Raw genomic sequence first — 13,796 nt, forward strand, 5'->3', positions numbered from 1 at the left:
GCGGTTCCGCCACAGGCCGTCCGGACGAAGAGGTCACGGGGCCTCGAAACCGGCCTTGGTCAGCACGTCCTTGCCCTGCGGGGACAGCACCAGGTCGACGAACTGCTTGGCCAGGTCGCCGGCCGGCGCCTTGGTCAGGGCGGCGATCGGGTAGTCGTTGATCGCCTGGCCGGCCTCGGGGAAGTCGATGCCGGTCACCTTGCCGCCGGAGGCGATCACGTCGGTCCGGTAGACGAGGGCGGCGTCCACCTCGCCCAGCTGCACCTTGGTGAGCGTGGCCTTGACGTCCTGCTCCAGGGTCACCGGCTTGACCGTAAGGCCGGCCGCGCCGAGCGCCTTGACGGCGGCGGCGCCGCACGGCACCTGCTCGGCGCAGAGCGCCACCTTGACCTTCGGGTCGGCCAGGTCCTTCAGCTCGTCGACCTTGGCCGGGTTGTCGGCCGGCACCGCGATCTGCAGCTTGTTGCGGACGAAGGTGGTCGGCGCGCCCGCCAGGGAGGCGTCGGTGACCGTCTTCATGGTGGCGGGGCTGGCCGCGGCGAACACGTCGGCCGGGGCGCCCTGGACGATCTGCTGGGCCAGGGTGGCGCTGGAGCCGAAGTTGAACTTCACCGTCGTGCCCGGATGGGCGCTCTCGAAGCTCTTGCCGAGCTCGGTGAACGTGCCGGTCAGCGACGCCGCCGCGAACACCGTCAGCTCTCCGCCGCCCGCCGACGACGCGGGGGCCGAGGAGGCGGACGTGGCCGGCGTGCCGGAGCCGCAGCCGGCCAGGCCCGCCAGCGTGACCGCGACGGGCAGGACGATCGCCCATCGGGAAAGACGCCTGAACTTCAAGGGGGGCTCCTCACACCTGAGTGGCCACGCGTTCGTGGCCGGGGATCTCCACGACGACGTTGGTGGACTTGATCACGGCGACCGCCACCACCCCCACCTCCAGGCCCAGCTCGTCGGCCGCCTGGCGGCTCATCAGCGACACCACCCGGAACGGCCCGGCGGCGATCTCCACCTGGGCCATCACCGCGTCGCGGATCACCTCGGTCACGATCCCGCGGAAGCGGTTGCGCGCCGAGGAGCGCCCGCCCTCGCCGTCGGCCTCGATCTGCGAACGGGCGAAGGCCGCCAGATCGGCGCCGTCGACCCGCCGGTGGCCGTGCTCGTCGCGCCCGGCCGCCAGCCGGCCCGCGTCGACCCACCGGCGGACGGTGTCGGAGCTGACCCCGAGCAGCGCCGCGGCCTCGCTGATCCGAAACGTCGTCACAAGCACACACCCTACCTTCCGCATATTCCACCCTGAAGCCCGGTCAGGCCATGCAAAAGCGGCCTGATCGCCGGGCGTGCCCTGGCATCCACGAGAGCACACCCGGCGACCGCGTCCGTCACTGCCGCCGGACCATCCTCCCCTCTCGCTCAGCGGGGCGTGACGCTCGCGGACGACCTGTGGGCCAGGGCCGCCACGGCCAGGGCCGCGACCACCAGCAGCGCGCTGACCCACAGCGCGGACCGGTAGCCGAGACCGGCGGCGATGGCCGCGCCGCCGAGGGCCGGACCGGCGGTGGCCCCGACGTTGAGCGCGGCGGTGGCGAAGGAGCCGCCGAGCGAGGGCGCGGCGGCCGCCGCGTACAGGACGCGGGCGATCAGGGTCGAGCCGACCGCGAAGGACAGCGCCCCCTGGACGAAGACGAGCACGAACACCACGACCGGATGGCCCGCCGCGTACGCGAAGAGCGCCCAACCGACCGGGAGGGCGAGCCCGCCCGCGACGAGGACCAGCGCCGGGCGCGTGTCTGACAAGCGGCCGGCGGCGGTCACCCCGGCGAACGACCCCAGCCCGAACAGCGCCAGCAGCACCGGCACCCACCCCTCGGAGAACCCGCTCACCTCGGTGACCAGCGGCGACAGGAAGGTGAAGGTGCAGAAGGTGGCGGCGTTGACCAGTGCGCCGAGCGTCAGCGCGACCGCCAGGCGCGGCTCGCGCAGCGCCCGCAGCTCCTGCCGGGCGCGGGGACGGGCCGTCTCCTGCCCGCCGCCCGGCACCGACCGCACGACGGCGAGGACGGCCGGCAGCGAGATCAGGGCCACCGCCCAGAACGCCGACCGCCAGCCGAACGCCTGGCCGAGCACGGCCCCGGCGGGCACCCCGGCGACGCACGCCAGCGTGATCCCGCCGACCAGGACGGACGTGGCCCGCCCCTTGGCGTCCGGCGCGACCATGCCGGCCGCCGTGGCCAGACCCACGGCGAGGAAACCGGCGTTGGCCAGCGCCCCGAGGACCCGGGTGACCAGCAGCACGGCGAAGTCATCGGTGAGCGCGCCCACGACGTGCACGAGCACGAACGCGACGAGGAAGACGAGCAGGGACTGCCGGCGCGGCCGGCGCAGGCTGAGCAGCGCCATGAGCGGCGCCCCGACGACCATGCCCGCGGCGAACGCGGACGTCAGCGCGCCGGCGGCCGGGACGGACACGCCCAGGTCGGTGGCGATGGCCGGGACCAGCCCGGACAGCATGAACTCCGACGTTCCCTGGGCGAACACGGCCAGCCCGAGAACGTAGATGGCGAAAGGCACGAGCGGAACTCCAAGAGCTGCACGAAGGAACGCGGCGCGCCGGCGGCACAGCAGGGCGCGGGCGCTACCGCGAAGGGGAGAGGCCCGGGTTCGACGCCACGACGGTGGCGGAACGCCCGGGAGGAATCGGTCCGTGCGAAGGTGATCCGGTGACGGGAGGGCGCGCGGTCTCAGCGACGGCGCTGCCGTTTGACATCACGAGAAGCCACCGACGATCGGTGGCTAGAGTCTTGACGCCTCGGGACCGGACATGCGCCCCACCCTAATCCAAGATCACGGAACCCGTCCACCGGGATTCCCGCGGCCTCACGCCGTCTCGGCGCTGAGTGCCTGGGCCACGGGCCGGCGGGCGGCCAGCCGCGCGGGCAGGGCGGTGCACGCCATGGTCGCCAGGAGGGTGGCGAGCGCGGCGCCGACCACCCAGGAGGAGGGAGCCGGCACCGAGTTCCCGGCGGCGAAGAGCGAGAGCAGGCCCAGCCCCAGGGGGATGCCGGCGACGGCGCCGGGCAGGCTGGGCAGGAGCTGGGCCGCGGACAGCCCCGCGGCGACCTGCCCGGGGGTGGCGCCGAGCGTGCGCGCGACGGCCAGGTTGGCGCGGGCCTCCATGGCCGTGGTCCAGGTGAGCGTGATGGTGTTGACGACGGCGAGGGCGATCAGCAGGACGGTGACGGCGAGCATCAGCCGGCGGTCCTGCTCGCCGCGCAGGTTGGGCAGGACGGAGGAGCCGTCCAGGCCGTAGCCCCGCTCGGGCTGGACGTGCAGGGTCAGCAGGGCGACGACCGCGATCACCGTGGTGGCGGTGGAGCACGCCTGGAGCACGGCCCGGCCGGGCCTGCGGGCGGTCAGCCGCAGGCCGAGCAGGAGCGGCGTGGGCAGCAGCGCCGACAGCGCGGTGAGCCAGGGCCGGTGACGCGGCGGGCGCGCGGTCGCGGACAGCGCCGTGACGGTCGCCGTCCGCATGGCTCGCACCGTGGGACGCAGCGTGGACAGCACCGCCACCGCCACGGCGAGGACGGTCGCGGTGACGACGGGAGCGCCGCCGAGCTCGGCCGCGTCGCCGATCCGGCTGGCCGTGGGGCTGGCCAGGCCGGGCGCGGCCAGGCGGGCGATCATCAGCCCCAGCGCGTCGCCGGCCAGCGCCAGCGCCAGGTATTCGGTGAGCAGGACGGTGGCGATCAGCCCCGGCCCGGCGCCGACGGCCTTGAGCAGCCCGGCCCGGCGCGTCCGCTCGGCGGCGCGCCCCGCAGCCAGCGCCGCCACGCCGGTGACGGCCAGGAAGCTGAGCAGCCAGCTCCCGACCACCAGGATCGGCCGGCTGTCCTTGAGGATGACGGTGTCCTGCGTGGCCGTGAACTGCCAGGAGTGGAAGTCGACCCGGACGTCGGGGTCGCGGTGGGCCTGGCGGAACGCCTCGGTCGCGGCGGGGTCGCGCAGCTTGAGGTCGATGGCCGTGGTCACCGGGAGCCGCCGGGAGGAGGCCAGCGTGCGGGCGTCCGACCGGGTCATCCAGGCCAGGCCGCCGGAGTCGCTGGGGCCGCCGCCGGGGCCGATCTGCGCCGCCCACGGGTAGATCGAGGTGGCCGCGGTGACGGCGATCCCGACGACCGGGTACGACCGGCCGGCGATGGTGACGCGGTCGCCGACGCCGACGCCCAGGGCAGTGGCGAAGCCGCGTTCCAGGACGGTGCCGCCGGGGCTCACCCAGCGGCCCGAGGTCACCAGCGGCCGGTCGACCGCGCCGGGCCGCTCGGCGAAGCCGTGCACCACCACCCCGGACGACGTCGAACCGCGCGTGGTGAGGTCGGCGTGGACGATGCGGTAGGGGCCGTGGGCGGCGACCACGGCGGGGTCGTCGGCCAGCGCGGCCAGGGCCGAGGTCGCCGCGCGACCCGTGTCGCCGGACAGCGCGACCACGTCCGGTCCGGCGGTGGCCGCGCGGGTCTGCTCGTACATCGACCGGCTCGCGTCGCCCAGGGACAGGCCCAGGGCCATCGTGGCGGTGGCCACGGTCACCGCGAGCAGCAGCATCAGGGCCTGGGCCCGGTGCCGGCGCAGGTCGGCCAGCACCAGACGGGCGACCAGGACGACGGCGCCCATGACGTTCAGCCCTCCAGCCCGATCAGCCCGCCGAGCCCGCCGAGCCCGTGCGGGTGGGCGGCGGCCAGGTGGGTGTCGTCGACGAACATGCCGTCACGCATCGAGACCAGCCGGTCGGCGGTGGCCGCCACCCGCTCGTCGTGCGTGACGATCACGAGGGTCTGGCCACCGGCACGCAGCTCCTCGAAGATCCTCAGCACGTCGAGGGTGGCGGCGGTGTCGAGGTTGCCGGTGGGCTCGTCGGCCAGCACGACCAGCGGCTCGTTGACCAGCGCGCGGGCGACGGCGATCCGCTGGCGCTGGCCGCCGGACAGCTGCGAGGGCAGGTGCCGGGCGCGCGCGGCCAGCCCGACCCGTTCCAGCAGCAGGGCCGCGCGCCGCCTGGCCTGGCGGCGCGAGCGGCCGGCCAGCAACGCGGGCAGCTCGACGTTCTCGGCCGCCGACAGCTCCTCCACCAGGTGGAACGCCTGGAAGACGAACCCGACGGACCGGCGCCGCAGGCGGGCCAGGGCCCGCTCGCTCAGCGTGTCGATGCGCCGCCCGGCCAGCCACACCTCGCCGCCGGTGGGCCGTTCCAGGCCGCCCAGCAGGTGCAGCAGGGTCGACTTCCCGCAGCCGCTGGGGCCCATCACCGCCAGCGTCTGCCCTTGGGGCACCTCAAGGTCGACCTCGTCCACCGCGCGGACCCGGCTCTGCCCTTGACCGTGGGTTCTCACCAGGCCGCGGGCCCGTATCGCGTTCATGCGCCCTCGAATTCGTCGTCGCGCCCGGACCAGGACCGTTCGCAGGCGTCGAGCCAGCGCAGGTCGGCCTGCAACCGCAGCACGACCCCTTCCAGCAGCAGGCCGGCGGGCGATCCGGGCGGCTCGGCCAGCGCCGCCCGCTGGACCTCGCGCAGGCGGCGCAGCAGCTCACGGCGCTGGGCCGCCACCAGCTCGACCGGGTCGGCGAGCCGGGCCGCCGCGGCGGCGGCGAGCTTGAGATGGAACTCCGCCAGGTCCGGTTTCGGCCAGCCCACCTCGGCCAGCCAGGCGGCCACCCGCCGCTGGCCGTCGGGGGTCAGCGCGTAGACCTTGCGGTCGGGCCGCTCGGGCAGGCCGTCGGCCCGTTCGCAGACGACGAGCCCGGCCTTCTCCAGCCTGGCCAGGGTCACGTAGATCTGGCCGGGGTTCATCGACCCGCCCAGCGGGCCGAGGCTGCGCCGCAGGCGGTCGCGCAGGGCGTAGCCGTGCGACGGCTCCTTGGCGAGCATCGCCAGCACCGCGTCCTGCACGGCCTCACCCCCTAACGGTTAGCCAATAGATAGCGGTTAGCCGTAGGAGGTGTCAAAGCCTAGGTGGCCGGTCGCGGCTTGATGATCCACAGGCCCAGGCCGTACATCGCCAGGCCGAGCAGGACGAACCCGGCGGCGACCGGGTAGCGCAGCCCGGACGGCATGTAGGTGGCCAGGAACCAGGAGTGACGCAGCATGTCGCCGGACACGAAGAAGGCCGCGAGGATGCCCTGCGGGACCAGCGGGATGGCGCCGAAGCCGAAGCACCACCAGACGAGCGTGCGCTGCGTCGTGGACAGCTGGTCGAAGCGGGACGCCACGGAGGCCCGCTGCCTGCGGCCGGTGCGCATCAGGTCCAGCAGCTCGGGGCCCTGGGCGCGCAGGCGGCGTTCGGCGAGCAGGCCGAAGCCCCAGGCGCACAGCGCCCCGGTCAGGACGCCGACGGCCACGCCCGCCCAGCCGTACCGCAGCGCGACCAGCGCCGCGGGCAGTCCGGTGACGAGCACCAGGGCGAGCGTCAGGTAGGCCAGCCCGGTCAGGCCGCTGTCGTCCTCGCTGGTGCGCAGCGGGTTGCCCGCGCGGCGGTGGGGGTCGGTGCCGGGGACGAGCCCGTAGACCGAGATCAGCGGCACCAGCCCGGCCGCGCCGCCCAGCAGGGCCGCCAGCAGCGCCAGGACCAGCGGCCAGGGACCGCCGGTGATCGAGGTGAACGCGACGGTCAGCACGACCCCCACCGGCGCCTGCGCCGCGAGCCAGGCGAGCTGCCGGCCGCGCACGTCGCTCGCGCCGGGGGTCATCACGGTCAGCCACAGCGCGGTGCCGTCGGCGCCGTACTGGTTGGCGGCCATGGCGGCGGCCATCACGACGAAGATCGGGCCGGCGTACGGCAGCATGCCGTTCCAGCCGACGATCAGCGGGACGGCGGCGAAGCAGACGGCGTACGACAGCGCGAACGTGAGCTGGTGGCTGCGCACCAGGTCACGCGACCAGGTGCGCAGCTCCTTGGCGATGATCGCGCCGTTGGCGGTGGCGGCCGTCATCGGGCGCCGGCTCCGCCCGGAGGGTTGCCGCGCCCCCGCGCGCCGGCCCAGCAGCACGGCCCACGCGCCCAGGAGCAGGAGAGTCAGGAGCGCCAGCGCGCCCAGCGCCCACCACTCGCCCTGGACGGCCAGCAGCCCCCACCCGGAGGGCAGATACCGGACGACGGAGGGCACGCCGGTCTCGCCGAAGGCGACGAAGAAGATCCAGATCTGCCCGAGCGCCGCCAGGATCGCGCCGTTGAGCATGCCCGAGGCGATCGCGCCCGACCGGGTGCGCAGCGCCTGCCCGACCACCGCCACGGCGAGCTTCGACAGCAGGACGAACACGGCCAGTTGCAACACCGTCGCGGGCACGGCCACCAGGGCGTTCGGCAGCCCGATCAACGCGCCCGCGACCGGCAGGCCGGCCAGCGCGACCAGGCTGACCAGCGGCGCGACGCCGACGAAGGCCGCCACCAGCAGCCCGGTCGCCAGGCGGCGCGGCGGCAGGCCGAGCATGGTGAAGTACTCGGGCCGCAACGTCTCGTCGCCGCCGCCCATGAAGACCGGGCCGAGTATCCAGCCCAGCAGCCAGATGGCGTAGGCGGCGGCCAGCAGGTCGGGGTCGGTGAAGGCCAGGTAGATCGTCCCGGCCGCGAGCAGCGAGCCCAGGGTGGCGCCCGTGCTCGCGGTCTGGGCCCGGGTGCCCCGGAAGGCGTGCCGCAGGATGGCGACCTTCATCCGGGCCATGGTGAGAGTGGTCAGCGCGACAGCCACGACAGCTCCTTCACGCCGTTGTCGTCGTTGCCGACGAGGGCGACGAAGGTGTCCTCCAGCGAGCGGCCGCCGCGGACCTCGTCCAGGGGGCCGGACGCCGCCACCGTGCCCTTGTCGATCACCGCGACCCGGTCGCAGAGCTGCTCCACCAGCGCCATGACGTGGCTGGACAGCACGATCGAGCCGCCGCCCGCGACGAACCCGCGCAGGATGCGCTTGATCGTGGCGGCCGAGACCGGGTCGACCGCCTCGAACGGCTCGTCCAGCACGAGCAGCCGGGGGGCGTGCAGCAGCGCGGTGGCCAGGCCGATCTTCTTGCGCATGCCGGTGGAGTACTCGATGACCAGTGTCGTCTCGGCGCCGTCCAGCTCCAGGACGGTCAGCAGCTCGTCGGCGCGCCGGGCCACCTCGTCCTTGGGCAGGCCGCGCAGCAGGCCGAGGTAGGTGAGCACTTCGCGCCCGGTCAGCCGTTCGGGCATGGCCATGCCGTCGGGCAGCACGCCGACCAGGGCCTTGGCCTGCTCCGGAGCCGACCAGACGTCCTCGCCGAAGATCCGGGCGCCGCCCGCGTCGGGACGCAGCAGGCCGACGGCCATGGACAGGGTGGTGGTCTTGCCGGCGCCGTTCTGGCCGACGAGTCCGAAGAAGGAACCCTGGGGGACGGTGAGGTCGATCGCGTCGACGGCGACCTTGTCACCGAATCTCTTGGTCAACCCACTGATCTCCAGCGCCGGTGTCATGGTGTTCTCCTGGTGGCGAGGGTGAAGATGGTGGCCAGTTCGGCGGCGAGGGCGCTGACGTCGTAGTCGGGGTCCTTCAGCAGGTAGCTCGGTACGGCGTCGATGGCGCCGCGGATCGCGATCGCCATCGGCCGCAGCTCGAACCGCCGGAACTCACCGGTCTGCTGACCCCAGGCCAGCAGCTTCTCGATGTCGGCGATGGCGCTGCCCTGCTGGCCCGCGTAGGGCCCGTCACGGTCGTGGACGACGATCTCCACGAGCGCCAGCAGGGGTTTGCGGTGCAGGCGCATGAATTCGAGGTTCGTCTCGAAGTACACGCGCAGTGCGTCGGTGGCGGAGGTCTGCGCCAGGATGCGCGGCAGCATCAGGTCGGTCGCGAGCTTGGCGGCGTGCGCGACGACCGCCTCGATCAGCTCGTCCTTGCTGCCGAAGTAGTACGCGATCAGGCCCGGCGTGATGCCGGCGAGCTTGGCGATCTTCGCCATCGACGCCTGCTGGTAGCCCAGCGTCGCCAGAGCCTCGACGGCGCAGTCGATGATCTGCGCCCGCCGGTTCTCCTCCACGAAGGTCCGTCCTCCTGATGGCATGTTCAAAACATTAAACGGTCATTCAATGCTTGGCAAAGTCCAACCCTGGAACGCCGTACGGCAGCCCTACCCGGCCAGTCCGAACCGGGTGGTGATGGCACGCAGCCCTTCGAGCACGTCGGCGGCCGAGGGGGCGGCCCGCGGGTCGTTGAGCCACTGGGCCATCACGCCCAGCAGCAGCGCGAGCTGCACCGAGCCGACGGCGCGCACCTCGCCCTCGGCGAGCTCCTCCTCCGGCCGGCCGGTGAGCTGCGCGGCCATGCCGCGCCGCCCCTCGCGCTGACCGGCCACGAGCTGCTCGCGCAGCTCCGGCGAGTACTCCGCCTGGACCAGCGCCTCCAGGTTGGCCAGCCACAGCGTGCGGTGCTCGTTGATCGAGCCGATCAGTTGCGCCCACATCGTCTCGAAGCGCTCGGCGGACGGCTCGTCGGCGTCACCCGCGCCGTCCAGGGCCGACAGTGCGGCGCCGACCTGGTGGCCCCACTCGTCCATGGCCTCGACCAGGGCCGCGTTGAGCAGCGCCTCGCGGGAGCCGAAGTGGTAGCCGATGGCCGCCATGCTCACGCCGGACGCCGTGGCGATGTCGCGGACGGTCGTGCGCCCCCAGCCCTTCTCCTCCAGGCAACGCCGCGCCCCGGCCAGCAGGTCTTCCCGATTTCCCATGGCCGGCAGCCTAGCACGGGCGCCTTAGACAGACGTCTTGCGCGTTCGCCCAAATCTGCGTACGGTGTGGAGCGTTCACCGACGAAAGAGGACATTCCGATGCGTATCCTGATCTCCGGCGGCAGCGTCGCCGGGCCCGCGCTGGCCTACTGGCTGCACCGTCACGGCCACGAGGTCACCCTCGTCGAGCGCGCCCCGGCCCCGCGCGGCGGCGGCGCGGCGATCGACTTCCGCGGCTCGGCCCTGGACGTGCTGGAGCGCATGGGCCTGCTGGCCGAGATGCGCCGGCACGCGACCACGATGACCGCCATGACGATGGTCGACGAGGCCGGCGACGTGCTCGCCGTACTGCCCGCCGCCGCGATCTCCGGCGAACTGGAGGTGCTCAAGTCCGACGTCACGAGCGTGCTGTACGAGGCCACCCGGGACCTCGCCGAGTACCTGTTCGACGACACGATCACCGCGCTCGACCAGGACGCGACGGAGGTCCGGGTGCGGTTCGAGAAGGCCGCGCCGCGCACGTTCGACCTGGTCGTCGGCGCCGACGGGCTGCACTCCAAGGTGCGCGCGCTCGCCTTCGGCCCCGAGTCGCGCTACGTGCGCAACCTCGGCATCTACGGCGCGCTGTTCACCACCGGCAACATCCTGGACCTGCGGGACGCGGGCCTGATGCACAACACGCCCGGCCGCAGCGCCCTCGCCTTCACCGCCCACGGCAACAGCGAGCTGCGCGTCGGCCTGTCGTTCACCGCCGAGGACCTCGCCTACGACCGGCGCGACCGCGCCCAGCAGGAACGGCTCGTGGCCGAGCACTACGCCGGAGCGGGCTGGGAGGTGCCCCGGCTGCTGGCGGCCATGCGGGAGGCGGAGGAGTTCTTCTTCGACTCCTCGGGCCAGGTCGTGATGGACACCTGGACGAACGGCCGGGTCACGCTGCTGGGCGACGCGGCCTACTGCGCGGCGCCGACCTCCGGCCGCGGCACCTCGCAGGCCCTGATCGGCGCGTACGTGCTGGCCGGCGAGCTGGCCGAGGCCCCTGACCACGTCACCGGCCTGGCCGCCTACGAGAACCGGATGCGCGAGTACGTCGAGCGCAACCAGCGGCACGGCCGGGCCGCGGCCCGCTGGTTCTTCGGCTCGTCGGAGGAGCCCATGCCGGACGAGACCGACGACGCGGTCCCGCTCAAGGATTACGCGGTCTGAACCCCGCAGGCACCCCTGGCGGCTCAGAGCCAGCCGGCGTCGCGGGAGATGCGGATGGCGTCGATGCGGTTGCGCCCGCCGACCTTGCTGATCGCGTTCGACAGGTAGTTGCGCACGGTGGCCTGCGACAACGAGAGCTGGGTGGCGATCTGCGCGGTGCGGATGCCGGACGCGGCGGCTCGCAGCACCTCGGTCTCCCGGGCGGTGAGCGGGCTGCTGCCGGTCTCCAGCGCGGCGGCGACCAGCTCGGGGTCGATCACCCGTTCGCCGCGGGCGATGCGCCGGATGCCGTCGGTCAGGGTCTGGGCGGGGGCGTCCTTGACGATGAACCCCTTCACGTGCACCTTCAGCGCGCGCAAGAGGTTGCCCGGCTGGCTGAGGCCGGTGAGCACGAGCGTGCGGCAGCCCGGCAGCCGCTCCGACAGCTGCTCGGCGGCCGACAGGCCGTCCAGTCCCGGCATGTCGATGTCGAGCACCGCGACGTCCGGGCGCACCCGGAGGGCGGCGGCCAGCACCTCGTCGCCGCGCTCGATCTCGGCGACGACCTCCATGTCGTCCTCCAGCGAGAGCAGGGCGACCAGGGCCGATCGGATCATGTGCATGTCCTCGGCGATCAGTACGCGGATCACGGGCCTTCCTCGGGAACCTCGACCGACAACCGGAAACGGCCGTCGTGGACGGCGGTGGACGACGAGCCGGACGCCGCGCGGGCGCGTTCGGCGACCCCGGCGAGCCCCGAACCCGGGCCCGCGACGCCGCGCACTCCGTCGTTGACGATCTCCAACCGTACCGCGCCGCCGTCGCGGGACACGGTGATGGCGCAGGTGCCGGCCTCGCTGTGGCGCAGCAGGTTGGTGGTGCCCTCGCGGATGGCCCAGGCCAGCGCGTCGTGGGCGGGGCCGGACAGGGGCGGCAGCGCGGCCACGTCCAGCCGGGTGTCGACGCCGGCCGCGCCGAGCAGGGCCGCCGCGCCGTCGATCTCGGTGCGCAGCGACACGGCCAGCTCGTCGCGGGTGATCGCGCGTACGTCCCTGAGGGCGTCGCGGGCCACGCCCGTCAGGCTCTCGATCTCGGCACGGGCCGCGCCGGCGTCCTTGACGAGCAGCCGCAGCGCCAGGTCGCCCTTGAGGGAGATCGCCGACAGGCTCTGGCCGAGCAGGTCGTGCAGGTCGCGCGAGACCCGGACGCGTTCCTCGCCGACCGCGGCGGCGGCCAGCTCGGCCCGGGTGGCCTCCAGCTCGTCCAGCAGCAGGACCAGGCGGGCGCCGGCGACCAGCGCCCCGCCGAACACGGTGAGGGCGAGCACGGGGTAGACGGCCAGGAGGAGGGCGTGCGGCACGGTGGTGGAGCCGTCCCGCACCATCTGCGTCACCTCCAGCGCCGCGGGGTGCAGGACCTGCGCGACGGCGGCCGCCGCCCGCGCCGGGCCGCGCAGCAGCATGACGATCGAGGCCAGGGCGAAGACGGCCACGGCCTCCCACTGCGTGGCCAGCCACCACAGGGGCAGGTTCGCCAGCAGCAGGAGCGCCGCCAGTGTCCAGGGCCAGCCCGCCGGGCGCGCGCCGCGGGAGGCCGCCAGGCTGTGCCGGAGCTGGAGCGCCAGGGCCGCCAGGACGCCCACCCCCGCCAGCACGGGGTCGCCGGGCGGGCCCTCCAGCCCCATGCCGATGTAGACCGGAACCTGGGCGGCCAGCGGGAGGTGCAGCGCGATGAACGGCCGGTGCGGATGCCGCAGCACCCAGGACGGCGGGATCTGCGGGGTCATGCCGGCACCTCGATCGTCTCGGTCACGTCGTCGGCGCGGACCTCCAGCAACACCCGGCCGCCCTCGACGGTGGCGGCGATCGTGCAGGCGCGCACGCCGTCGGCGCGCAGGAGGCGGGTCACCGTGGCGCGCAGGGCGGCGCGTGGGCGCGGCGGGATCGTCTCGGGAACACCCTGTCTGGGCAGCTCAAGGCGGGTCGGCACGCCCGCGGCCGACAGCAGCGTGGCGGCCGTCTCCAGCTCGGCGCGCAGCGACGGCTGCCGGTAGCCGCGCACCCGCCGCCTGGCCTCGGCCAGCGTGCGCCGCGAGTCGTCGGCGAGCCGCCCCAACTCCTCTGCCAGCCCTGCGTGACGAGCCGGCCCGATGTCATGCGGGCTGGGGGTGTCCGGAGGTGGTCTCAGAGGGGTGGGGGCCAGGGCCGCCGCCGCGCGTTCGCCGCGGGCGGCGATCGACTCCAGCGCGCCGCCGAGCGTACGGCGCAGATCGTCGTCGATGCGCCGCCGCTCCTGCGCGACCGCCTGCTGGGCCAGTTCCTCCCTGGCCGCCTGGAGCCGGGTCAGCGCCGCGGCGAGCCAGACGAGCAGCAGCAGCGCCCCGCCGCCGCACAACACCGAGAACGCCGGCCACGCCGCCGCCCGCCACGGCAGGCCCAGCAGCGACGCCACCGGCGCGGCCACCGCCACCAGGCCCACGAAGAACAGGTACGACCACGGCCCCGGCAGCACCAGCACCGCCGACACCGCGAGCCCCGCGTACGCCCGCGGCCACATGTTCCCGGCAAGCGGCGTCACGCCGAGCACGATGACGGCCATGGCCGCGAACGTCCACAGGCCGGCCGGCGGACGGCGCGCGTGGGCGGCGTACCAGACGTGGCGCAGGTGCAGGGGGAGGTAGGCGGCGGTCGCGGCCAGGCTCCACAGCCCGGTGCGGCTGCCGTTGCCCTCGTAGCCGAACGACAACGTCACCTGCAGCAGCGGCAGCAGGGAACTGCACACGACCGCGGCGACCGGCGCCAGCCGGACGACCCGGTCGGACCGCCAGAACCCCGCCACTTCGCCCACCGCCCGTCGACGTTCCCCGGCTGACCAGCGTAGGCGGCCGGGTCGG

At 74.1% G+C, this 13,796-nt stretch carries 14 protein-coding genes; 1 reads left to right on the forward strand and 13 read right to left on the reverse strand.

Annotated elements, in window-relative coordinates; genetic code table 11:
* Nucleotides 1–33: 33 nt before the first annotated feature.
* From modA to ABZ815_RS19310, 10 genes are all read right to left on the reverse strand, one after another.
* Nucleotides 34–834, reverse strand: a complete 801-nt coding sequence (gene modA / locus ABZ815_RS19265) for a molybdate ABC transporter substrate-binding protein (protein WP_357699563.1) — start codon at nucleotides 832–834, stop codon at nucleotides 34–36.
* A 10-nt stretch (nucleotides 835–844) separates the two neighbouring features.
* Complete coding sequence (locus ABZ815_RS19270; protein WP_357699565.1) at nucleotides 845–1,258, reverse strand: helix-turn-helix transcriptional regulator; 414 nt, start codon at nucleotides 1,256–1,258, stop codon at nucleotides 845–847.
* A 149-nt stretch (nucleotides 1,259–1,407) separates the two neighbouring features.
* Complete coding sequence (locus ABZ815_RS19275) at nucleotides 1,408–2,565, reverse strand: Cmx/CmrA family chloramphenicol efflux MFS transporter (protein WP_357699567.1); 1,158 nt, start codon at nucleotides 2,563–2,565, stop codon at nucleotides 1,408–1,410.
* 306 nt (nucleotides 2,566–2,871) lie between these two features.
* Complete coding sequence (locus tag ABZ815_RS19280; RefSeq protein WP_357699569.1) at nucleotides 2,872–4,662, reverse strand: FtsX-like permease family protein; 1,791 nt, start codon at nucleotides 4,660–4,662, stop codon at nucleotides 2,872–2,874.
* Nucleotides 4,663–4,667: 5 nt separating this feature from the next.
* Complete coding sequence (locus ABZ815_RS19285) at nucleotides 4,668–5,405, reverse strand: ABC transporter ATP-binding protein (protein WP_357699571.1); 738 nt, start codon at nucleotides 5,403–5,405, stop codon at nucleotides 4,668–4,670.
* Nucleotides 5,402–5,935: a PadR family transcriptional regulator gene (locus ABZ815_RS19290; RefSeq protein WP_357699573.1), complete on the reverse strand. Its 534-nt coding sequence runs from the start codon at nucleotides 5,933–5,935 to the stop codon at nucleotides 5,402–5,404. The genes ABZ815_RS19285 and ABZ815_RS19290 overlap by 4 nt, the downstream gene beginning before the upstream one ends.
* Nucleotides 5,936–5,994: 59 nt before the next feature.
* Complete coding sequence (locus tag ABZ815_RS19295) at nucleotides 5,995–7,731, reverse strand: hypothetical protein (RefSeq protein WP_357699575.1); 1,737 nt, start codon at nucleotides 7,729–7,731, stop codon at nucleotides 5,995–5,997.
* Nucleotides 7,716–8,471: an ABC transporter ATP-binding protein gene (locus ABZ815_RS19300; RefSeq protein WP_357699577.1), complete on the reverse strand. Its 756-nt coding sequence runs from the start codon at nucleotides 8,469–8,471 to the stop codon at nucleotides 7,716–7,718. Before ABZ815_RS19300 ends, ABZ815_RS19295 begins: the two co-directional genes overlap by 16 nt.
* Nucleotides 8,468–9,058, reverse strand: a complete 591-nt coding sequence (locus tag ABZ815_RS19305; protein WP_357699579.1) for a TetR/AcrR family transcriptional regulator — start codon at nucleotides 9,056–9,058, stop codon at nucleotides 8,468–8,470. The genes ABZ815_RS19300 and ABZ815_RS19305 overlap by 4 nt, the downstream gene beginning before the upstream one ends.
* Before the next feature lie 66 nt (nucleotides 9,059–9,124).
* Nucleotides 9,125–9,721, reverse strand: coding sequence for a helix-turn-helix domain-containing protein (locus ABZ815_RS19310; RefSeq protein WP_357699581.1), 597 nt, complete (start codon nucleotides 9,719–9,721; stop codon nucleotides 9,125–9,127).
* Between the two features lie 99 nt (nucleotides 9,722–9,820).
* Here ABZ815_RS19310 and ABZ815_RS19315 point away from each other — a divergent pair, with 99 nt between their 5' ends.
* Nucleotides 9,821–10,924 (forward strand): FAD-dependent monooxygenase, encoded by a 1,104-nt coding sequence (locus ABZ815_RS19315; protein ID WP_357699583.1) that lies wholly within the window; start codon nucleotides 9,821–9,823, stop codon nucleotides 10,922–10,924.
* 23 nt (nucleotides 10,925–10,947) lie between these two features.
* Here the strand turns inward: ABZ815_RS19315 and ABZ815_RS19320 are convergent, their stop codons facing one another.
* Genes ABZ815_RS19320 through ABZ815_RS19330 form a run of 3 tightly spaced genes read right to left on the reverse strand, consistent with a single transcriptional unit; the run spans nucleotide 10,948 to nucleotide 13,750 of the window.
* Complete coding sequence (locus tag ABZ815_RS19320) at nucleotides 10,948–11,553, reverse strand: response regulator transcription factor (protein WP_357699585.1); 606 nt, start codon at nucleotides 11,551–11,553, stop codon at nucleotides 10,948–10,950.
* Nucleotides 11,550–12,689, reverse strand: a complete 1,140-nt coding sequence (locus tag ABZ815_RS19325) for a histidine kinase (RefSeq protein WP_357699587.1) — start codon at nucleotides 12,687–12,689, stop codon at nucleotides 11,550–11,552. Before ABZ815_RS19325 ends, ABZ815_RS19320 begins: the two co-directional genes overlap by 4 nt.
* Nucleotides 12,686–13,750 carry a hypothetical protein gene (locus ABZ815_RS19330; protein WP_357699589.1) on the reverse strand — a complete coding sequence of 355 codons (1,065 nt, stop codon included), beginning with the start codon at nucleotides 13,748–13,750 and terminating at the stop codon, nucleotides 12,686–12,688. Before ABZ815_RS19330 ends, ABZ815_RS19325 begins: the two co-directional genes overlap by 4 nt.
* Nucleotides 13,751–13,796: the final 46 nt, after the last annotated feature.

This window comes from Nonomuraea sp. NPDC047529, from assembly GCF_040642995.1.
Lineage (GTDB): Bacteria > Actinomycetota > Actinomycetes > Streptosporangiales > Streptosporangiaceae > Nonomuraea.